We start from the raw sequence: 21,506 nt of genomic DNA on the forward strand, positions 1-21,506 counted from the left end.
CAGCCTGCGCTGGTGCAATGTTAAACAGTCCCATCTTTGTTTTCCTCAAATCTCACGCACAAGCGTGTTTGTCAGTATCTATCTATCCGGATGCGTGTCCGGCCTCGTGTGAATGTCAGTGAGTACATCATGCAAAAAAATAACCGACGCGGTTAACGTCGGTTAGTTCTCATTTTGCAGGGCGCGTATTTTGCCCCAACTTATGCCATCGGCACAAGACGTTAGATCAATTCTTCCGGCACTCAGGCGTTCTTGAGCATCCAGTCGATTTCCGTCGAGGTGATTAAGCGCTCAAACTGCATCAGTTCGTACTGTTTGCAGCTGTGCCACACCCCACTAAAACGCTCGCCCAGCAGCTTTTGCAGCGGATAGCTATTCTCGAATTCATACAGTGCATCACTCTGCCGAATCGGTAATGCCAGCCCTTCTGCTTCATGTCCATTGCCCTGCACCGCATGCGGTAAAGGTAGCTGATTATCCAGACCGTGCAAAATACCGGCAAGAATTGTTGACACCACCAGATAGGGATTTGCATCCGCACCGGCCACGCGATACTCGATGCGATGGTTATCCGCATCGCCACAAGGCACACGCAGCGCAACCGTGCGGTTGTTGTGTCCCCATGACGCCTGTAGCGGTACATAGGCTTCCGGCAGGAAGCGGCGATAAGCGTTCACATTCGGCGCCAGCAACGCCATTGAAGCCGGCATTAAATCGATCATGCCCGCCAGCGCCCGTTTCATCAGCGGTGAATCGCTGCCGTCATCAAGCGCAAAGGCGTTGTGATCGGCGGCATCCAGCATGCTGATGTGCACATGCATGCCGCTGCCTGCGTACTCTTCATAAGGCTTGGCCATGAAAGTGGCGGTCATGCCGTGATTTTCCGCCACCTGACGCACCAGCCGTTTCAGCTGAATAGCGTGATCGCAGGCTTTTAACACGTCACGTGTGTGATGCAGGTTGATTTCGAACTGGCCGGGCGAGGCTTCCGCCAGCGCGCCATCGGCGGGAATGCCTTGCAGCTTGGCCAGATGGTCGATGTCCCGCAGTACGTCGGCGAAGTGATCAAGGTTATCCACCGAATACACCTGGCTCTGCATATTGCGTTCGTCACTGCCCGGCGAGCACGGCGGCTGAATGAAGCCCTCCGCATCACGCTTTTTATCCACCAGATAGAACTCCAGCTCTACCGCTACCACCGGGAACAATCCTCGATTACGCAGCTGTTGCCACAGTCGATTGAGGACATTACGGGGTTCAACGTCAAAGGGAGTGCCATCTTGGTTACACATGGTCAGCAACAGCTGAGCGATGTGCGTGGGATCGGCGGCAGAAGGAATTAAGGTGCCGGGCACCGGCATGCAGAGGTGGTCGGGTTCGCCCAGTGACTGACCCAGTCCGGCGTCTTCGACGGTGTTACCGAGAATATCCATAGCGAAAACCGAGGCCGGGAAGTAACACCCTTTTTCCAGTTTTGCCAATGCGGAGATGGGAATGCGTTTACCGCGAAATACCCCATTTAAATCATTAAGAAGAATATCGACATACTGCGTTTCAGGATGGCGTTCCAGCCAGGTTTTGACCTCCAGCTGGAACGCGCTTGTTCGCTTCTCTTCACTGTGTCGCGTGAAGTCTTCTACTTCTACGAGGTTCGTCATGATCCCACCCGCCCTTTACCGTTTAATATTGGTGCGCGCAATGCTCAAAATAACAGCCACTCCATTAACATAGCGCTAACGCAAAAAGTGTGCAAATGTAACAATTCTGTTTGAGGAATGAACGATCGGTTGCTAGATTGACAAAATATTGCACACTTTTAAGGCCAGCCGCGCATTTTCGGCGAAAATATTGAACAGCAACGCGGAGACGTTATGGGCATTATTTTTGACAAGCCCTTGATTGGCGTAGTGATGTGCCAGAATTTTATTGGCAGCCACGCAGGGCAAACCGTTCACAACAAATATCTCGACGCTATCGTGCTTGCCGGTGGCGTGCCGCTGCCCTTGCCGCATCAACTGATGCAGGCACCTCATCTATTAGAAAACAGTATGACCGTGCTGGATGGCATTTTGCTGACCGGCAGCCCCAGCAACATCGAGCCCTGGCATTATGGCGCAGACGGTATAGAGGCGCATGCCGATCCGGCGCGCGATCGCCTCGCCTTTGGGCTCATCACCCATGCGATGGGTAAAAAGATGCCGATGTTCGGTATCTGTCGCGGTTTGCAGGAGCTGGTGGTCGCTAATGGCGGTGCGCTGCATCGCCAGCTGCATATGACACATCTGTTTCAGGAGCACCGTGAAAATGACGCGCTGCCGCTGGATGAGCAATACGCGCCGGCACATACTGTGCAGCCAGAAGTGGATGGCATGCTGAGCCAACTGCTCGGCAGCGCCGAACCTTTTGCGGTCAACTCGCTGCACGGGCAAGGCATCCGCGAAACCGGTCCACAGCTGCGTATCGAAGCACGCGCGCCTGACGGGCTGGTTGAAGCCGTAAGCCTGCCAAAGCACCCTTTCGCCCTTGCGGTGCAATGGCATCCGGAATGGCACTCCGAACGTGATCCGGTCTCGCGCCGTCTGTTTGAGGCCTTTATCCACGCCGCGGTCTGTTATCACAAGGAAAAACAGCCATGAATGATGCCACTCTGGCACCCGGACGTCGCTTATCGCAGATCCGGCAGGAGTTGGGATTGTCTCAGCGTCGCGTCGCTGAGTTATCAGGTTTAACGCACAGCGCCATTAGCACCATTGAACAGGACAAAGTGAGCCCGGCCGTCAGCACCTTACAGAAGCTGCTGAAAGTTTACGGGCTTTCGCTCTCAGAGTTTTTCTCCGAACCCAAAATCAATGCCACGCCGCGGGTGATTGTGCGCCCGGAAGAGTGCGTGGAGATCGGCAGCCTTGGCGTATCGCTGATGCTGATCGATAACGGTGCCGCACGACGCGCGCTGGCGATGCTACTGGAGCGTTATGAACCCGGCGCCAGCACCGGCGAGAAGTTACGCCATCCCGGCGAGGAAACCGGCACCGTGCTGGAAGGGGAAATCATGCTGGTGGTCAACGGCCAGAGTTACCATCTCTATCGCGGTGAAAGCTATGTGATTGATACCGGCTTGCCGCACAGTTTTACCAATACCTCAGATCAGCCGTGTCGCATTGTTAGCGCGCATACGCCCGCCAATTTCTAAGGTTTCGCGCTTAAGGAGGATGTCATGCAACATGTGGGAAGTTATTACGCCGCTACCGCCAACGCCCATGAGCCGTGGCCGGAGCTGCAAGAGTCAGTGCAGTGCGATGTCTGCATCATTGGCGGCGGCTTTACCGGGCTCTCGTCCGCGCTGTTTCTCACCGAAGCCGGTTACGACGTGGTGCTGCTTGAAGCGGCGAAAATCGGCTTTGGCGCCAGCGGCCGCAATGGCGGCCAGGTCGTCAACTCCTACAGCCGCGACGTGGATGTGATTGAGCAGCGCTACGGCAAACAGACCGCACAAATGCTTGGCAGCATGATGTTTGAAGGCGCGGAGATCATTCGCGACCGCATCGACCGTTACGCTATCGCCTGCGACTATCGCCCCGGCGGCATTTTCGCCGCACTGAATCAGCGGCAAATGGGCCATCTGCGCAGCCAAAAAGCCCTTTGGGCACGCTACGGCAATCACGATTTAGAGCTGCTCGACGAACGCGGTATTCGGCGCGAAGTGGCGACCGATCGCTACGTCGGCGGCTTACTCGATAAGCGCGGTGGGCATCTGCATCCGCTTAATCTCGCATTGGGCGAAGCCGAAGCGATTCGTCGTCACGGCGGGCGCATTTATGAGCAGTCGGCGGCGATTGAAGTGAAATACGGCGCACCGCATCGCATAAAAACTGCTAAGGGCGAAGTCAGCGCCACTTTCGTGATTTTTGCCGGTAACGCTTATTTGCCGTCACAGCTTGAACCGCGCCTGACAGGCAAAAGCATGCCGTGCGGTTCGCAGATCGTCACCACCGAACCTTTAACGCGCGATCAGGCGCTGGGTTTGCTGCCGAACAATTACTGCGTTGAAGATTGTAACTATCTGCTCGACTACTTCCGCCTCACCGCCGATAACCGCCTGCTCTACGGCGGCGGCGTAGTGTATGGCGCACGCGAGCCGGATGATATCGAAGCGCTGATTCGCCCTAAGCTGCTGCGCACCTTTCCGCAGCTGCGTGACATCAAAATCAGCCACCGCTGGAGCGGCAATTTCCTGCTCACGCTATCGCGCATGCCGCAGTTTGGGCAGGTGGAGAAGAATGCGTTCTTTATGCAGGGCGACAGCGGACACGGCGTGACCTGTACCCATCTTTCAGGGAAGTTGATTGCTGAAGTGCTGCGTGGGCATGCCGAGAGATTTGATGCGTTCGCAAAATTGCCGCATCTGCCGTTTCCAGGTGGGAGACGGTTTAAGGTGCCGCTTACCGCGATGGGAGCGGCGTGGTATGCGTTAAGGGATCGGTTTGGGGTTTAATCTGCTGCGCGCTGATGCCCTCACCCCGGCCCTCTGCTACGGGAGAGGGAGCAAAAGATTCCCTCGCCCGCCTGCGGGAGAGGGTTAGGGTGAGGGGAAATCACTCCAGCGGCATTTTCATCGGGTCATCATACGTATACTCAAACCCCAGCTCACTCGCGATCTTCGAGCCATCAATCACCTTGCCGTTAGAACGCTCCGGCTCAGCGACAAACGTCGGTGGCTCAAGCCCCAGCTGCTTCGAAACGCTGGGATAGAAACTGTCGCGCGACGGATGTTTCGAGGCACACAAATTGTAAACATGCCCGCCTTTCGGGGTTTGCAACAGCAGCACAATCGCATCCACCACATCATCGAGATGCACCAGATTGACCGCATGACCGCCGTTTTCCAGCCCGGTTTTGCCCGCAAGAAAACGCCCCGGATGACGATTCGGCCCCACTAATCCCGCGAGACGCACAATGTCTACGCTGGTACCGGGCAGATCGTGCAGCCAGTTCTCCAGCTCCACTAACGTCTTGCCGGCGACGGTTTCCGGCTGCAGCGGACTGCTCTCTTTCATTACGCCCTCACCGCTGCCGTACACTGAGGTTGAGCTGGTGAAAATAATGCGCGGCACTTTCTTCGCCAGCGCGGTATCCACCACGTTCTGCACCGCCTGCATGTAATCTTCACCGCCTTTCACCGTGCGGCTGGCAGGTAACGTCACCACCAGCGCATCGACTGCCATCAGCGTATCTAACTCTTCGGCTTCACACTCCAGTTCGGGGGTCAGCACCAGCTGGAAGGCTTCAATGCCACAGCGGCGTGCGGCGTCCACGCCATCCGGCGAGGTTTTACTGCCGGTGACCTGCCAGCCGCGTGCCGTTAGCGCCATCGCCAGCGGCATACCCAGCCATCCCAGACCTACAATCGCGACCTTTTTCATATCGACTCCTGCTATGGGCTCACACTTCATCTTAGTGCGGGTAGATGTGCCAAACCAGCGCAAACTGTTTCGGGAGATTCCGGAAATTGACGGTTAAAAAAGGGTTGCCAATTGTCACCATCTTCGTTAGGTTATTCAGCACGCAAATGAATACTCATTCAGCAACGGAATTTACTATGACACGCGTTCAGTTCAACCACCATCATCACCATCACCCTGACTAGTCTTTCAGGCGATGTGTGCTGGGAGACGATTAGGATCTTCCAGTGGTGCGAACGCAAAGAGAGCCCCCGGAAGATCATCTTCCGGGGGTTTTTTTATGGGCGAACGCCAACCAACACGTTCAGACAGGATTGAATAAGAGGACAGGAACCATGTTAGATAACACCCGTATTCGCATAGCTATGCAGAAATCTGGCCGTTTAAGTGATGAATCACGCGAACTGCTGGCACGCTGCGGTATCAAAATTAACCTTCAGCAGCAGCGTCTGATTGCGTTTGCGGAGAACATGCCGATCGACATCCTGCGTGTGCGCGATGACGATATCCCTGGCCTGGTAATGGATGGCGTGGTCGATCTCGGTATCGTCGGTGAAAACGTGCTGGAAGAGGAGCTGCTGAATCGCCGTGCTCAGGGCGAAGATCCGCGTTACTTCACGCTGCGTCGTCTGGATTTCGGCGGTTGTCGCCTGTCGCTGGCGATGCCGGTTGATGAAGAGTACACCGGCCCGCAATGCCTGAATAACGCACGCATCGCCACCTCTTATCCACACCTGCTGAAGAAATACCTCGATAAACAAGGCGTCGCCTTTAAATCCTGCCTGCTGAACGGATCGGTTGAAGTCGCACCACGCGCGGGTCTGGCCGATGCGATTTGTGACCTGGTTTCAACCGGTGCCACGCTGGAAGCCAACGGCCTGCGCGAAGTGGAAGTGATCTACCGCTCTAAAGCGGTGCTGATTCAGCGCGATGGCGAACTGCCGGCCGCCAAGCAAGAGCTGGTCGACAAAATGATGACGCGTATTCAGGGCGTAATTAAAGCGCGTGAATCCAAATACATCATGCTGCACGCGCCAAGCGAGCGCCTGGATGAAGTGATTGCGCTGCTGCCGGGCGCTGAGCGTCCAACCGTGCTGCCGCTGGCCGGCGATGTGAGCCGCGTGGCGATGCACATGGTGAGCAGCGAAACGCTGTTCTGGGAAACCATGGAAAAGTTGAAGTCGCTGGGTGCCAGCTCGATCCTCGTGCTGCCAATTGAAAAAATGTTGGAGTAATACGATGAGCACGCTGATGACACCCATTGATTGGCAGCAATGCAGCGCAGAGCAGCAGCAAGCGCTGCTGATGCGTCCGGCGATTTCGGCTTCAGAAACTATCAGCCAGATCGTGCGCGACGTGTTAGTTAATGTGAAAGAGAGCGGCGATACGGCGCTGCGTGAATTTAGCGCGCGCTTCGATAAAGCGCAGGTGGATAACCTGCGCGTCAGCGCTGAAGAGATGCAAGCGGCCAGCGATCGTTTGAGTGACACACTGAAGCAGGCGATGGCCGTGGCCGTGAGTAATATCGAGACTTTCCACAACGCGCAGGTTCTGGCGGAAGTGGATGTGGAAACCCAGCCTGGTGTGCGCTGCCAGCAGATTACCCGTCCGGTGAAATCGGTGGGTTTGTACATTCCTGGCGGTTCCGCCCCGCTGTTCTCAACCGTATTGATGCTGGCGACACCGGCACGCATCGCCGGTTGCGGTCGCGTGGTGCTGTGCTCGCCGCCGCCAATTGCCGATGAAATTCTTTACGCGGCACAGCTGTGTGGCGTGAAAGAGGTGTTTCAGGTGGGCGGTTCACAAGCCATCGCCGCCCTCGCCTTCGGCACCGAAACCGTGCCGAAAGTGGACAAAATTTTTGGCCCTGGCAACGCCTACGTCACCGAAGCCAAACGTCAGGTTAGCCAGCGTTTAGATGGCGCGGCAATTGATATGCCAGCCGGTCCATCGGAAGTGCTGGTGATCGCCGATGAAGGCGCCACGCCCGCATTCGTGGCATCTGATTTGCTGTCGCAGGCGGAACACGGCCCGGATTCGCAGGTAATTCTGCTGACGCCATCGCTGCAACTGGCCGAAGGCGTGGCGCAAGCGGTTGAAGAGCAACTGGCGCAGCTGCCGCGTGCGGCTACCGCGCGTCAGGCGTTAGCGAGCAGCCGCCTGATTGTGCTGCGCGATTTGGAGCAGTGCATCGAGATCTCCAACCTGTACGGCCCGGAGCACCTGATCATTCAGACGCGTCAGCCGCGCGATCTGGTCGAAAGCATCACCAGCGCCGGTTCGGTATTCCTTGGCGACTGGTCCCCGGAATCGGCGGGCGATTACGCGTCCGGCACTAACCACGTGCTGCCGACCTACGGCTACACCGCGACCTGTTCCAGCCTTGGCCTGGCCGATTTCCAGAAACGTATGACGGTGCAAGAGCTGACGCCGCAAGGCTTCCTCAATCTTGCCGCGACGATTGAAACGCTGGCCGCCGCCGAGCAGCTGGAAGCCCACAAAAATGCCGTTACCCTGCGTGTTGCCGCGCTAAAGGAGCAAGCATGAGCCTGAATATTGAAGAGTTAGCGCGCGCCAACGTGCGAGCGTTGACGCCGTATCAATCGGCGCGTCGTCTGGGTGGTAACGGTGATGTGTGGCTGAATGCCAACGAATTCCCGCTGCCGGTGCCGTTTGAGCTGTCGCAGCAGACGCTGAACCGCTATCCGGAATGCCAGCCAAAGATTGTCATTGAGCGCTATGCCGCTTACGCCGGTTTGACGCCGGAGCAGGTTCTGGTCAGCCGCGGTGCGGATGAAGGTATCGAACTGCTGATGCGCGCGTTTTGTGAGCCGGGCAAAGATGCGATTCTGTTCTGCCCGCCAACCTACGGCATGTACAGCGTCAGCGCCGAAACCATCGGCATTGAATACCGCACCGTAGCGGCACTTGATGACTGGCAGCTGAACTTGCCGGCGATTGCTGACCAGCTCGACGGCGTGAAAGTTGTCTATATGTGCAGCCCAAATAATCCGACCGGCAACCTGATTAATCAGGATGATATCCGCGCGCTGCTGGCGATGACCGCCGGTAAAGCGCTGGTGGTGGCCGATGAAGCCTATATCGAGTTCTGCCCGGACGCGACGCTGGCGGGATGGCTGCAGGAATATCCGCACTTAGTGATTCTGCGCACGCTGTCCAAAGCCTTCGCGCTGGCCGGTTTGCGCTGCGGCTTCACTCTGGCGAACAAGCCGGTGATCGATCTGCTGATGAAGGTGATTGCGCCCTATCCGCTGGCGACGCCGGTGGCGGATGTGGCTGGGCAAGCGCTGAGCGAACAAGGCATTGCGCTGATGCGTCAACACGTTGCCGAGTTGAACGCCAATCGTGCCTGGCTGTTTGAGCAGTTGCCGCAGATTAGCGTAGTGCAGCAGGTGTTCCCGAGTGAAACCAACTATATTCTGGCGCGCTTCACTGATTCGCCAAAAGTGTTTAAAACGCTGTGGGATCAAGGCATTATTCTGCGCGACCAAAATAAAAACCCCGGCCTTGCGGGATGCCTGCGCATCTCCATCGGCACCCGTGAAGAGTGCGAGCGCCTGATCGCCGCGCTGCAAGCCTTATCAGTGGAGCAAGCATGAGTCAGAAGATCCTTTTTATCGACCGCGACGGCACCATCATTTCTGAGCCACCCACTGATTATCAGGTGGATCGCATGGAGAAACTGGCGTTTGAGAAGAACGCCATTCCGGCGCTGCTGGCGTTGCAGGCAGCGGGCTATCAGCTGGTGATGATCACCAATCAGGATGGCCTCGGCACCGACAGCTTCCCGCAGGCCGATTTTGACGGCCCGCACAACCTGATGATGCAGATTCTCCGCTCACAAGGCGTGAATTTCAGCGACATCCTGATCTGCCCGCATATGCCGGAAGATAACTGCGATTGCCGCAAGCCAAAGACCAAAATGGTGGAAGCCTGGCTGGCCGCCGGTGCGCTCGATACCGCCAACAGCTACGTGATTGGCGATCGTCTCACCGATATCCAGCTGGCGCAGAACATGGGCATTCAGGGCCTGCGTTACGGCGCGGAAGGCGAAGATTGGGATGCGATTCAGGCGCGCCTGACCCAGCGCGATCGTTACGCGCTGGTGCAACGCAACACCAAAGAGACGCAGATTAAAGTCGAAGTGTGGCTGGATCGTGAAGGCGGCAGCAAAATTAACACCGGCGTCGGCTTCTTCGATCACATGCTGGACCAGATTGCGGTGCACGGCGGCTTTCGCATGAACATTGATGTGAAAGGCGATCTCTACATCGACGATCACCACACCGTGGAAGATACCGGTCTGGCGCTCGGCGAAGCGCTGCTGAAAGCGCTGGGCGACAAACGTGGCATCGGCCGCTTCGGCTTTGTGCTGCCCATGGATGAGTGCCTGGCTCGCTGCGCGCTGGATATCTCCGGCCGTCCGCACATCGAATTCAAAGCCGAGTTCAGCTACCAGCGTGTCGGCGATCTCAGCACCGAGATGGTCGAGCACTTCTTCAGCTCCCTCTCCTACGCCATGATGAGCACGCTGCACCTGAAAACCAAAGGCCGCAACGATCACCATCGTGTGGAAAGCCTGTTCAAAGCCTTTGGCCGCACGCTGCGCCAGGCGATTCGCGTGGAAGGCAACACCTTGCCGAGCTCGAAAGGAGTGCTGTGATGAACGTGGTGATCCTCGATACCGGCTGCGCCAACCTGTCGTCGGTGAAGTGGGCGATTGAGCGCCTCGGCTACACGCCGCAGGTGAGCCGCGACCCGGATGTGGTGCTGCATGCCGACAAGCTGCTGCTGCCCGGCGTGGGCACCGCGCAGGCGGCGATGAATCAGCTGCAGGAGCGCGATCTCATCGACTTAATCAAAGCCTGTACTCAGCCGGTGCTCGGTATTTGCCTCGGCATGCAGCTGCTCGGTCGCGGTAGCGATGAGAATGGCGGCGTCACCACGCTCGGCCTGGTTGATGAGCCCGTCACGCTGATGGATACGCAGGATTTACCGCTGCCGCACATGGGCTGGAACCAGATCACCGCTAAAGCCGGCCATCATCTGTTCCGCGACATTCCCGATGGCAGCTACTTCTACTTCGTGCACAGCTACGCCATGCCGGTGAATGCCGCCACTATCGCCCAGTGCGATTACGGCTATCCGTTCACCGCTGCCCTGCAGAAAGATAACTTCTTCGGCGTGCAGTTCCACCCGGAGCGTTCGGGCAAAGCCGGCGCGCAGCTGCTGAAAAATTTCCTGGAGATGTGATGATTATCCCCGCATTAGATTTAATCGACGGCAAAGTGGTGCGCCTGCATCAGGGCGATTACGGCCAGCAGCGCGATTACGGTAGTGATCCGCTGCCGCGCTTACAGGATTACCAACGCCAGGGTGCTGAAGTACTGCATCTGGTGGATTTGACCGGCGCGAAAGATCCGGCCAAACGTCAGATTCCTCTGCTCACCACCTTACTGCGCGGCGTGACCGTGCCGGTGCAGGTTGGTGGTGGCATCCGCCATCGCGATGACGTGGCGGCGCTGCTGGCAGCGGGTGCCACGCGCGTGGTGGTCGGTTCCACCGCGGTGAAGCAACCGGAAGAAGTCAAAAGCTGGTTTAACGAGTTTGGCGCCGACGCCATTGTGCTGGCATTAGATGTGCGCATTGATGCCAACAACCGCAAAGAGGTGGCAATCAGCGGCTGGCAGGAAGCGGCGGGCGTGACGCTGGAAGAGGTGATTGGCTGGTATCAGCCGGTTGGCCTCAAGCATGTGTTGTGCACTGACATTTCGCGTGACGGTACGCTGAGCGGATCCAACGTCGCGCTGTATAAAGAAGTGTCTGCGGCCTTCCCGGACATCGCTTTTCAGTCTTCAGGCGGCATCGGTTCGCTGGATGACATCGCGGCGTTACGCGGCAGCGGCGCACAGGGCGTGATCGTTGGTCGCGCGTTACTGGAAGATAAATTCACGGTGGCGGAGGCAATCGCATGCTGGCAAAACGGATAATTCCTTGTCTCGATGTGCGTGACGGGCAAGTGGTGAAAGGCGTTCAGTTCCGCAACCACGAAATCATCGGTGACATTGTGCCGCTGGCGCAGCGTTATGCGCAGGAAGGTGCGGACGAGCTGGTATTCTACGATATCACCGCCTCATCAGATGGCCGCGTCGTGGACAAAAGCTGGGTGTCGCGCGTGGCGGAAGTGATCGATATTCCTTTCTGCGTGGCGGGCGGCATTAAGAGCGAAGAAGACGCGGCGCGCATTCTGCAGTTTGGTGCCGACAAGATTTCCATCAACTCGCCAGCATTAGCCGATCCGACGCTGATTACGCGCCTGGCCGATCGCTTTGGCGTGCAGTGCATCGTAGTGGGCATCGATACCTGGTTTGACGAAGTGAGCGGCAAATATCACGTCAATCAGTACACCGGCGACGAAGCGCGCACCAAAGTGACCACGTGGGAAACTCTGGATTGGGTACAGGAAGTGCAGAAGCTGGGCGCGGGTGAAATCGTACTCAACATGATGAACCAGGATGGCGTGCGTAACGGCTACGATCTGGTGCAGCTGAAGAAAGTGCGCGATGTGTGCAAAGTGCCGCTGATCGCCTCCGGCGGCGCAGGCACGATGCCGCACTTCCTTGACGCCTTTGTGCAGGCGAACGTCGATGGCGCGCTGGCGGCTTCGGTGTTTCACAAACAAATTATCAATATCGGCGAGTTGAAAAACTTCCTGATCGACAACGGTGTGGAGATTCGCGCGTGTTAACTGCAGAACAACTGGCCAGGCTGGATTGGGTCAAAACCGCGGGCATGATGCCCGTTATCGTCCAGCACAACGTTTCCGGCGAAGTGCTGATGCACGGTTATATGAACGAAGAAGCGCTGCAAAAAACCCTCAGCGAGGGCAACGTCACCTTCTTCTCACGCACCAAAAACCGTTTATGGACCAAAGGAGAAACCTCGGGACATTTCCTGCAAGTGGCGAGTATTACCCCGGACTGCGACAACGACACGCTGCTGGTGCTGGCCAATCCGATTGGCCCAACCTGCCATCTCGGCACTTCCAGCTGCTTCTCACCGGCTGCGCCAGACTGGACGTTCCTCTATCAGCTCGAGCAGCTGCTGGCTTCGCGCAAAAGCGCCGACCCTGAGAGTTCGTACACTGCGAAGCTTTATGCCAGCGGCACCAAGCGTATCGCGCAGAAAGTGGGGGAAGAAGGCGTGGAAACGGCGTTGGCGGCAACGGTTAACGATCGTCACGAGCTAACCAATGAAGCTTCGGATCTGCTTTATCACCTGATGGTGCTGCTGCAGGATCAGGAGCTGGATTTGAGCACCATCATCAATAATCTGCGCGCGCGTCATAAATAACGTTTCGTAGGGTCGCCATTCATGGCGACCAATGTCCCAGGCGCGCATAAATGCGCACCCTACGCTATTCATCAGCATGGAAAACACCATGACCACACATGAAAAATTAATCGCCCTGCTTGACCAACATCAGGCGCGCTATCGCGTGATGGAGCATGAAGCGACCGGCAAGTGCGAAGCGGTGGCAGCGATTCGTGGTACGCAAGTGGGTCAAGGTGCGAAGGCGCTGGTGTGTCATGTGAAAGGCAACGGCATCAAGCAACATGTGCTGGCGGTGCTGCCTGCCGATCAGCAAGCGGATCTCAGCAAGGTTGCTGCAGCGGTTGGCGGTCGCCGTGCTTCGCTGGCCTCGCCTGCGGAAGTGGATACGCTGACAGGCTGCGTATTCGGGGCTATTCCGTCGTTTAGCTTCCATCCTGATTTACAGCTGGTGGTCGATCCGCTGCTGTTTGAACGCTATGACGAAATCGCCTTCAATGCCGGATTGCTGGAGCAATCGGTAGTGCTGAATGTAACGGATTATCAGGCGCTGCATAATGGTAACGTGATGAAAATAATCCTCTAATTGCCTTGCCAGGCCCTGAGCGGTACTCTTTCTGACTCAACATCACATCAAAAGAAGACCGAATATTATGGCAAGTTCTCGTTTAACCGCCCGCCTGCGTCACACGCTGGCGCTGGCTGTGCTGGCAGGTTGCGCGTTTAGTGCGCAGGCAAAAATTGATCAGGTGCGTTTCGCGGTTGATCCTACCTATCCTCCTTTCGAATCCAAAACGCCACAGGGCAAACTGGTCGGTTTTGATATCGATCTCGGCAATGCGCTATGCGAGCAGATGCAGGCCAAATGCGTGTGGGTGGAGAGCCAGTTCGATGGCATGATCCCGGCGCTGAAAGCGCGTAAGTTCGACGCCATCCTGTCTGATATGGGTATCACCGAAGAACGTCTGAAGCAGATTGATTTCACCGTGCCGCTGTACGACACCCATACGCAGCTGATTGCGCGTAAAGGTTCTGGCTTGCTGCCAACTGCTGAATCGCTAAAAGGCAAAACCGTGGGCGTTGAGCAAGGCACCGTGCAGGAGCGTTATGCGTTGGCCAAATGGCAGCCGCATGGCGTGCAGGTTGTGCCTTATGGCGATCAGGCGCAGGTAGAAAGCGACCTGATTTCAGGTCGACTTGACGTGGTGTTTACTGATGCCGCTCAAGCCGCAAATGGCTTCCTGAAACATCCGCAGGGCAAAGATTTCGAATTAGCCGGCCCGATTGTGCAGGACCCAATTATCGGTCCGGGCACCGCGATTGGTCTGCGTAAAGGCGACACCGAACTGAAAACCGCACTGGATAACGCGTTTGCCGAACTGAAGAAGAACGGCACTTTCGATAAAATTCAGAAACAGTACTTCGCAACGGACATCTCCATCCAGCAGTAATCTTTTGGGCGGCTTTTTTGCCGCCCTTTTTGCACTCAGCACTATAATTCCATCAGAAAATGCATCTGGCGTCGCTGAAAGCGTGCCATGAATAAAGGACATCGATAGCGTTATGCAACAACAACATCATCCTCTATTAAGCGCCTCGCTGGGCACGCAACGCGAAATTGTTAGCTTCCACTTCGGTACGGATTCACAGCAACGCGTCTACATTCAGGCTGCATTGCACGGCGATGAGCTGCCGGGCATGGCGGTGGCGTGGTACTTGAAACAGAAACTGCTGGCGCTGGAATCTGCCGGACAACTCAAATCCAAAATCACATTGGTGCCGGTGGCGAATCCTTTAGCCATGGGACAGCATTGGCATGGTAGCCATTTGGGGCGTTTCCATACGTTATCAGGACAAGATTTTAACCGCCGCTTCCCGGCATTGGGTGAAGCCTTGGTTGAGGAACTCGCTGGCTCACTGACGCAAAGTGAATACGAAAACAAACGCCTGATCAGGGAAGCGATTGATCGCCATTATCGTGACCGCATTGCCCGCACCGAACTGGATGCCCAGCGCTTTACGCTGATGCGTATGGCGAGCCAGGCCGATTTGATGATTGATCTGCATTGTGACTGGGATGCGCTGCCGCACCTCTACACCACGCCGCACGCATGGCCGGACATTGAACCTTTGGCGCGTTGGTTAGGCAGTGAAGTGCAGTTGCTGGCGCAGATATCTGGCGGTGAACCGTTTGATGAGGCTTGCTGTGAGCCGTGGCTAACATTGGCAGAGCGTTTTGGTGATGAGTATCCGATGCCGCGCGGCTTGCTGCCGGTGACGCTGGAACTGCGCGGTGTGGCGGATGTATCGCCTGAGATGGCGGAGAAAGATGCTGACGCGATTATCAATGCACTGATTGAGGGCGGATATATTGCCGGTGAAGTGGGTGAATCCCCTGCCCTGATTCATCCAGCGACGGCGCTGGCGGGATGTGAGTATATTCATGCAGCGCAATCTGGATTGGTGTTTTACCGACGTAATTTGGGCGAGTGGATTAAGGCTGGGGAAGTGGTAGCTGAGGTTGTTGACCCGATTACTGACCAGGTGATGCCGCTGGTGGCAGAGTTTGGTGGCGTGTTGTATGCGAGGAATTTGACCAAGTTTGTGACGGCGGGGATGCTGGTGGTGCGGTTGGCTGGGGAGAATGCTGGGAGACGGGGGGAGTTGTTGGTATAATATAAGCATATTGATGTTGAAAACAAATCTAAGCAGACTATGTAATGAATGTAAGAAAGAAAAAAATTTCAATTGTTATTCCTTGCTTCAATGAAGCTGAAAGTATTCAGGTAACAATTGACAGGCTAACTCTCTTAAAAAAAGAGATTAATGACTATGACCTTGAGTTATTATTCATAGATGATGGTAGCACTGACAATACAGTTAATATTATCGACAGCAATATCAATAAGAATGGAATCAAGTTAGTTTGCTTTTCTCGAAACTTTGGACACCAGATTGCCGTATCTGCGGGGATTGATCTAGCTGATGGTGATGCAGTAGTTTTAATCGATGCAGACTTACAAGATCCACCTGAAGTCATAATTGAAATGATTAAAATTTGGAATTCCGGCTATGACGTTATATATGGTCAAAGAAAAGAACGTGCGGGAGAAAGTTACTTCAAATTATTGACAGCAAAATACTTTTATAAATCATTGAATTATCTATCAAATACGGCAATACCTCATGACACAGGTGACTTCCGCCTTATGGATAAAAAAGTTATAGAAGTATTAAGGTCAATGCCAGAAAAAGATAGATTTTTACGCGGTATGATCAGCTGGGTTGGATTTAATCAGATAGCTATCGAATATAATCGTCAACCTCGCTTTGCCGGTGAAAGTAAATATCCCCTTAGAAAGATGATTAAGTTTGCTCTAGACGGTATTTTATCTTTTTCTACAAAACCACTTAAAATTTCCGTTGGAATTGGTCTTATTTGCGCGAGCATTTCACTACTTGGTATTTTATATGCAATTTTAATGCGTGTTTTAACAAATAATTGGGTTGAAGGATGGACAGCTTTGATGATAGCAGTTCTTTTTATTGGAGGTGTTCAGTTGGTATCAGTTGGTATTCTTGGGGAATATATTGGCCGTATTTACAATGAAATAAAGGCAAGGCCTTTATATATAATTAAAAATAAAAACGGTTTCGAAAATGAGAATAAGTAATAATAGAAAATTTCGCTTTGTTGCAGGCATTTTAATTTCGTTGATTTTCCTATATCTAACAATAGGGAAATTATCATTAGCGGAGTTAAATGAGATAATTTCCAACGCGTCAATATTGCCGTTAACTTTAGCAGTTATTTTCTTTTTTGTTGGATATTTACTTCGTGCAAAACGTTGGGAGATAATGCTCGAATACAAGAACGAAAAAATATGCTACCACAAATGTGTGAAAATAATATTCATAACAACTGCTATGAATAACATACTCCCATTGAGAGCTGGTGATATTGCACGAGTTATGTTTTATAACAAGGAAATCAACAAATCAACTTCATCAATATTAGCGAGTATGGTTATCGAACGATTCCTTGATTTATTTTGCATACTGTTCTTCCTATGGGTTAGTCTGTTTTTTGTCAATATACCTTACACTAATAACATCACTCAACAATTACCTTTGTTAGGCTGTTTTTGCATTTTATTGTTATTAATAAAGCCACAAGTCTATACATTTACATTGCATTTCTTGAGTAATTTATTGAAAAAAACAGCAAACGTAAACCTATACCGATTTGAACAAGGTCTGAATAACTTTACTTCATTAGTCAATAATACTTCCTCTTTGAGGATAACTTCGAAACTACTGGTTTTATCACTAATAGCGTGGTCATTTGAAGCCTTGGTATTTTATATTACTTCATTATCCATAATAGAAATCATAAATAATGAATCAGCACTATTTGCAATGCCAATAGGTACTTTTTCAACTTTAATTCCTGGAAGCCCAGGCTATTTCGGAACATTCGATTACTTTGTTTCGCAAACAATGAAAATATCGGGCAACAATTCAACTGTCGCATCTGCATATGCACTGCTTGTACACGTTGTAATTTGGCTGCCTATTACAGTCGCTGGCGGTATTATGCTTATTCTCAAAGGTAAAAATAATGTGTAATGAATCCAATAATCAAACAACCTCTGTTTATGACGTAGTCATTATAGGTGCTGGATTCACGGGTCTAAGTGTCGCTTATGAACTTACTAAACAGCGTAAAAACTTGAAAATCGCAATTGTTGAGGCCCAAAGTGATATTGGAGGATTGGCATCGGCTTTTGATGTTGGAGGAAATAAGTTAGACAGATTCTATCATCATTGGTTTACCAACGATGAATACGTTATGGAGCTGGTATCAGAATTAGGTTGTCTAGACAAGGTAAAAATTAACCCTTCAAATACTGGTATTTTCTTTGCCAATAACTTCTTCAAATTATCGACACCATTCGATCTATTAAAATTTAAACCACTCAATATGATCAATAGAATACGTCTTGGGCTTTTGGCATTACGAGCAAGAAGAGTTAAAAACTGGCATGAACTCGAAACACTTAGTGCATCAGAGTGGTTATGTTCATTAGGAGGTAAAGAAGTCTATAAAACAGTATGGGAACCACTACTTCGTGGCAAATTTGGTCATTATGCTGATGATATTTCAGCTGTATGGTTTTGGAACAAATTAAAGTTGCGCGGTGGAAGTCGGGGTAAAGGTGGTGAGGAAAGACTTGCATATTTTGAAGGTGGATTTATTGCTCTTGCAAAAATAATGCTGGAGTTCATAGAATCAAATAATAACTCAGATTTAATACTCAATTCTAAAATTAAAAAATTAACAAAAAAAAAGGGCCTATGGATTATTGAGTCTAACGTGCCTGATAAAACACTTATAGCAAAACATGTCGTCTGCACAACGCCCTTACCGCTAACAGCTAATTTAATCCAACATTGGGCAGAACCAGAATATATTAAAAAGTTAAATAAAATAAGTTACATCGGTAACACTTGTTTAGTATTGGAATTAGACCGTTCTTTATCATCACTTTATTGGATTAACGTGAATGACCCAACTTTTCCTTTTGTAGGTGTCATTGAGCATACTAATTTTGAAGGTCCAGAGAATTATCAAGGAAAGCATATAGTTTATCTATCTAAGTATCTACCAGTAAGTGATGAACTGTATAAAAAAAATAAAGATGAGTTCCTTGAATACTCATTACCATATATTAAAAGAATGTTCCCGGACTTTGATTCTTCATGCATAGTGAAACATCATTTATGGAAAGAAGAATGGTCACAACCTATCGTTGTAAAAAAATACAGTGAATTGATTCCTGAAAAGCACCATCCGATTGGTGGGCTGCATTTATCTTCAATGGCAATGATCTACCCTGAAGATCGAGGTACTAATTATGCAATTAGAGAAGGAAGGGCTATGGCAAGAGAACTGCTTGAATTAATTTAACCATTAAAGTTGCCCCACCGGGGCAACTTTAAATTCAGGCGCTGCAATTTTTATTAATATATAATCTGTAAATGTAATTATAGGGGTACTCATTTGAAACTTTAGGTTTGAGCTCCACTTCTCTATAATGCTCGTTAATAAACTCTTCTAATTTTAAAATCCGCCCATCTATATTCGGATCCCATCCAGGGCCACCCGAATATACGATAAAAATAGGAGGGTCATTGCGCAGCCCGTCCATAAACTCGTTAGCTACACCAGAAAATATAGAGCCATCAACTAGTGGATTTAAATAAACAGGCCATTTATACGGTAAAATGCCCATTTTTTCTGAAAATGTGTATAGCTGAGCTCGGTTACCATAAACAAGGATATTTTTATTTTTCTCCCCACATAACAACCTTGCCATTTCCTGAGGAATCAGATATGTAAACTGATTTACTTGAGTTCCAAAATTATTCCCCTCAAGAATGAGTTTATATTTCGTATATATTGAATTCAGATTAATTAACAGACAAAAACAAAGGAATACTGAATATATAAACTTTTGAGTTTTTGAATTAAACTGATCATTTATTAGTGTTATAAACACCAACAATGTAGGAAGCAAAAAACCAAAAACATAAAAACTTTGAATTTTACGTTGATAAACAAAAGAGATGATTTCTAAACACGCCCAAAGAACTAATAGGAGAGAGTTTTTTTTCCTGGAAACAAAAAACGAATAAATCATTAAAATAAAGGAAATTGCAAAATAGAAAAATGCAACGTAGTTTTGAGTGAAAAAATCTGAAATTAATGTTTTATTTCTATAAAAACCGCCATACGTTGAGTTGAATTTAATAAATGTATCAAAGAAATTTGAAATATTACCAGATTGAAGGACCAATAAAAAAAGCAAAAACAAAGATATAAAAAATATCGTTATAAATACTCTCGCTAATTTTCGCACTTCGTTATTGTTCTTTCTAGATATGAAATTTATTAAAAAATATACGACTAGAATGAAACAAGCAATAATAGATGTTGGCCTTAAAAATGGAGCACAGCCCAAGAATATACCGGAAAAAAAAAGATGCGATTTCTTTGAACCGTACAAGGCTAAAACTAAACCAGAAAACTCTAAGAATAAACTCAGTGAGAAAAAGACACCATTTGAAACCAGGTCAAGATCGCCTAATAAGAACTGGAATATAATAGCAAAAGATATCAATAAGATAATCTGGTTTTTACCATTAATCATATTAATAGCTAAAAGAGATATTGCTCCACCTAATATATAATAAGTCAGGAAAGCTAACTTGATACCTATGGATTCCATTTCAACTATACTTAAGAAAGTAAATGGGTAGATCAGGTAATAAGTAAGATTAGGTTTATGATCCCAATAGTTTTTCCATAAATGTAGCCCACCATCAATCTTTAAACGATTGGCAACCTCATAATACACACCACCATCAGTTCCAACAAAACCAAAAAATTGCGGGTAATATAATACTGTAACAATAACAAATAACACTAAAATTAAAATACATCTTGAGAAAAAATAATTATTTTGGTTCACGACTAATTCCTTAAAATCAAGACTGCCATTTCTTAAGTAATTTCTGCATTGGTGGATCGATATATTTAACTAATAAATAGGAAGTCAAAAATGATAAAATAATAGCAATAAAAACCATTAAATGATAACCAACATATTGTTTAGTCATAGGGAAGATACTCCATATCTTTCTTTCGAAGATTGCGTGAGACCAAAAACCTAAATCAGCATGTACCAAGTACAATGGATATGTCATTGCACCCAAGACTTTAATAGAATTATAATATTTCCCTAAAGATTCTACATGCGATGTTATCCACACCAATGCTATTATAAAAAAAGTCATAAATAAAAGTGAAGCATGATCGTAACTAACTCCAAAAGAATCAATCCATTTTTGATGCCCAATCATATTGTTATAGATAAATATTGAAGATATGAGAATAAGCAAAGAATGTTTGGGCTGAATTTTAGATGTTCTTAGCTCGAATATAACAACACCAATAACAAAATGCCCAGCAAAATGAGTAATAAAGATATTGGATATCAAAGTGTTATGTATTATGAAGTTGTTTAATAGCGACAATGCTAACCAAACAAAGCATATTTCATTTCTAAAGTTATTCCATAATCTTAACTTCATTAAAATAAAGACCCAAATATAGAAAGTAACCTCGATAGCTATAGTCCAGTATACTGAGCTAAAATAATCTTTTCCAAAAACACCGGGGTAAAAACTCAAACTAAAAACTAAAGAAATAAACCTTTCTTTGGGATCTACCATCGGTAAAGAGATACTGAAAAAGAAAATAATTAACGCACAAATCACAAAAAGGGGAAATATTCTATTCAACCTTGCAATGATGAACTTTTTTGGCGTTCTATTTTCAGATGATAACGTAATTACAAAACCACTAATCAAAAAAAACAAATCGACACCAAAATCACCAAAAGAGAATGCATTGATAGCGTATTCTCTGGGAATAAAACCTTGAAGGGGAGCTATAAATAAATAATGATAAAACATTACCATGACGAAAGCGAAAAACCTTAGCCCATCTAAAGCTTCAATTCTATGTTTTCTAATTTCCATTTTGTAATCATAATTTTATAATGTGATTTTTTATATTAAGTTTTCGAGAAGATAATGTAAAGTTTATATTAAAAAAAAAGCCTATAG

The 21,506-nt window shown here is 49.8% G+C and carries 22 protein-coding genes and 1 other annotated feature; of the genes, 18 read left to right on the forward strand and 4 right to left on the reverse strand.

Going from position 1 to position 21,506, the window contains the following annotated elements; translation table 11 throughout:
- Positions 1–242: 242 nt before the first annotated feature.
- Positions 243–1,661: a glutamine synthetase family protein gene (locus P6287_RS12210; protein ID WP_192234497.1), complete on the reverse strand. Its 1,419-nt coding sequence runs from the start codon at positions 1,659–1,661 to the stop codon at positions 243–245.
- Between the two features lie 210 nt (positions 1,662–1,871).
- Between P6287_RS12210 and puuD the strand changes: the two genes are divergently transcribed.
- The 3 genes from puuD to P6287_RS12225 are packed head-to-tail and all read left to right on the forward strand — an operon-like array spanning position 1,872 to position 4,492.
- Entirely contained in the window at positions 1,872–2,636 is a 765-nt protein-coding gene (gene puuD, locus P6287_RS12215; RefSeq protein WP_277973778.1) for a gamma-glutamyl-gamma-aminobutyrate hydrolase, read from the forward strand.
- Complete coding sequence (gene puuR / locus P6287_RS12220; RefSeq protein WP_277973779.1) at positions 2,633–3,190, forward strand: HTH-type transcriptional regulator PuuR; 558 nt, start codon at positions 2,633–2,635, stop codon at positions 3,188–3,190. Before puuD ends, puuR begins: the two co-directional genes overlap by 4 nt.
- A gap of 24 nt (positions 3,191–3,214) precedes the next feature.
- A complete protein-coding gene (locus tag P6287_RS12225; protein WP_137386093.1) occupies positions 3,215–4,492 on the forward strand; it encodes an FAD-binding oxidoreductase in 1,278 nt (425 codons plus the stop codon).
- A 100-nt stretch (positions 4,493–4,592) separates the two neighbouring features.
- Here P6287_RS12225 and P6287_RS12230 read toward each other — a convergent pair whose 3' ends face one another.
- On the reverse strand, positions 4,593–5,420 hold the full coding sequence (locus P6287_RS12230) for an SDR family oxidoreductase (RefSeq protein WP_277973780.1): 828 nt from the start codon (positions 5,418–5,420) through the stop codon (positions 4,593–4,595).
- Positions 5,421–5,596: 176 nt separating this feature from the next.
- Between P6287_RS12230 and hisL the strand changes: the two genes are divergently transcribed.
- The 15 genes from hisL (at position 5,597) to P6287_RS12305 (ending at position 18,783) form a co-directional block, all read left to right on the forward strand.
- Positions 5,597–5,644 (forward strand): his operon leader peptide, encoded by a 48-nt coding sequence (hisL, locus tag P6287_RS12235; RefSeq protein WP_100396937.1) that lies wholly within the window; start codon positions 5,597–5,599, stop codon positions 5,642–5,644.
- Positions 5,620–5,741, forward strand: a sequence feature (His leader region). It overlaps the preceding gene by 25 nt.
- 53 nt (positions 5,742–5,794) lie before the next feature.
- On the forward strand, positions 5,795–6,694 hold the full coding sequence (gene hisG / locus P6287_RS12240; protein WP_008104821.1) for an ATP phosphoribosyltransferase: 900 nt from the start codon (positions 5,795–5,797) through the stop codon (positions 6,692–6,694).
- A 4-nt stretch (positions 6,695–6,698) separates the two neighbouring features.
- The gene (hisD, locus tag P6287_RS12245) at positions 6,699–8,006 is read left to right on the forward strand and encodes a histidinol dehydrogenase (protein ID WP_277973781.1); all 1,308 of its coding nucleotides are present in this window, start codon (positions 6,699–6,701) and stop codon (positions 8,004–8,006) included.
- A complete protein-coding gene (gene hisC, locus P6287_RS12250) occupies positions 8,003–9,079 on the forward strand; it encodes a histidinol-phosphate transaminase (RefSeq protein WP_061717707.1) in 1,077 nt (358 codons plus the stop codon). Before hisD ends, hisC begins: the two co-directional genes overlap by 4 nt.
- Entirely contained in the window at positions 9,076–10,143 is a 1,068-nt protein-coding gene (gene hisB / locus P6287_RS12255) for a bifunctional histidinol-phosphatase/imidazoleglycerol-phosphate dehydratase HisB (protein WP_192233424.1), read from the forward strand. The genes hisC and hisB overlap by 4 nt, the downstream gene beginning before the upstream one ends.
- Positions 10,143–10,733 carry an imidazole glycerol phosphate synthase subunit HisH gene (gene hisH, locus P6287_RS12260; RefSeq protein WP_101763389.1) on the forward strand — a complete coding sequence of 197 codons (591 nt, stop codon included), beginning with the start codon at positions 10,143–10,145 and terminating at the stop codon, positions 10,731–10,733. Before hisB ends, hisH begins: the two co-directional genes overlap by 1 nt.
- Positions 10,733–11,470, forward strand: a complete 738-nt coding sequence (gene hisA, locus P6287_RS12265; protein WP_192411542.1) for a 1-(5-phosphoribosyl)-5-[(5-phosphoribosylamino)methylideneamino]imidazole-4-carboxamide isomerase — start codon at positions 10,733–10,735, stop codon at positions 11,468–11,470. The genes hisH and hisA overlap by 1 nt, the downstream gene beginning before the upstream one ends.
- Positions 11,452–12,228 (forward strand): imidazole glycerol phosphate synthase subunit HisF, encoded by a 777-nt coding sequence (gene hisF, locus P6287_RS12270; protein WP_101763387.1) that lies wholly within the window; start codon positions 11,452–11,454, stop codon positions 12,226–12,228. Before hisA ends, hisF begins: the two co-directional genes overlap by 19 nt.
- Positions 12,222–12,833 carry a bifunctional phosphoribosyl-AMP cyclohydrolase/phosphoribosyl-ATP diphosphatase HisIE gene (hisIE, locus tag P6287_RS12275; protein WP_101763386.1) on the forward strand — a complete coding sequence of 204 codons (612 nt, stop codon included), beginning with the start codon at positions 12,222–12,224 and terminating at the stop codon, positions 12,831–12,833. Before hisF ends, hisIE begins: the two co-directional genes overlap by 7 nt.
- An 88-nt stretch (positions 12,834–12,921) precedes the next feature.
- On the forward strand, positions 12,922–13,398 hold the full coding sequence (locus tag P6287_RS12280) for a YbaK/prolyl-tRNA synthetase associated domain-containing protein (protein ID WP_277973782.1): 477 nt from the start codon (positions 12,922–12,924) through the stop codon (positions 13,396–13,398).
- Between the two features lie 67 nt (positions 13,399–13,465).
- Positions 13,466–14,263 (forward strand): ABC transporter substrate-binding protein, encoded by a 798-nt coding sequence (locus P6287_RS12285; RefSeq protein WP_277973783.1) that lies wholly within the window; start codon positions 13,466–13,468, stop codon positions 14,261–14,263.
- A 112-nt stretch (positions 14,264–14,375) separates the two neighbouring features.
- Positions 14,376–15,488, forward strand: coding sequence for a succinylglutamate desuccinylase/aspartoacylase family protein (locus tag P6287_RS12290; RefSeq protein ID WP_277973784.1), 1,113 nt, complete (start codon positions 14,376–14,378; stop codon positions 15,486–15,488).
- Positions 15,489–15,532: 44 nt separating this feature from the next.
- Positions 15,533–16,486, forward strand: a complete 954-nt coding sequence (locus P6287_RS12295; protein ID WP_277973785.1) for a glycosyltransferase family 2 protein — start codon at positions 15,533–15,535, stop codon at positions 16,484–16,486.
- Positions 16,473–17,441 (forward strand): lysylphosphatidylglycerol synthase transmembrane domain-containing protein, encoded by a 969-nt coding sequence (locus tag P6287_RS12300; RefSeq protein ID WP_277973786.1) that lies wholly within the window; start codon positions 16,473–16,475, stop codon positions 17,439–17,441. The genes P6287_RS12295 and P6287_RS12300 overlap by 14 nt, the downstream gene beginning before the upstream one ends.
- A complete protein-coding gene (locus P6287_RS12305) occupies positions 17,434–18,783 on the forward strand; it encodes an NAD(P)/FAD-dependent oxidoreductase (RefSeq protein WP_277973787.1) in 1,350 nt (449 codons plus the stop codon). The genes P6287_RS12300 and P6287_RS12305 overlap by 8 nt, the downstream gene beginning before the upstream one ends.
- Positions 18,784–18,817: 34 nt before the next feature.
- On the opposite strand, the gene P6287_RS12310 is transcribed toward P6287_RS12305, so the two are convergent.
- A complete protein-coding gene (locus P6287_RS12310; protein WP_277973788.1) occupies positions 18,818–20,347 on the reverse strand; it encodes a hypothetical protein in 1,530 nt (509 codons plus the stop codon).
- Positions 20,348–20,363: 16 nt separating this feature from the next.
- Entirely contained in the window at positions 20,364–21,419 is a 1,056-nt protein-coding gene (locus P6287_RS12315; protein WP_277973789.1) for an acyltransferase, read from the reverse strand.
- Between the last annotated feature and the right edge of the window lie 87 nt (positions 21,420–21,506).

Origin of the sequence: Pantoea sp. X85, assembly GCF_029623675.1 — a bacterium.
GTDB lineage: Bacteria > Pseudomonadota > Gammaproteobacteria > Enterobacterales > Enterobacteriaceae > Pantoea > Pantoea leporis.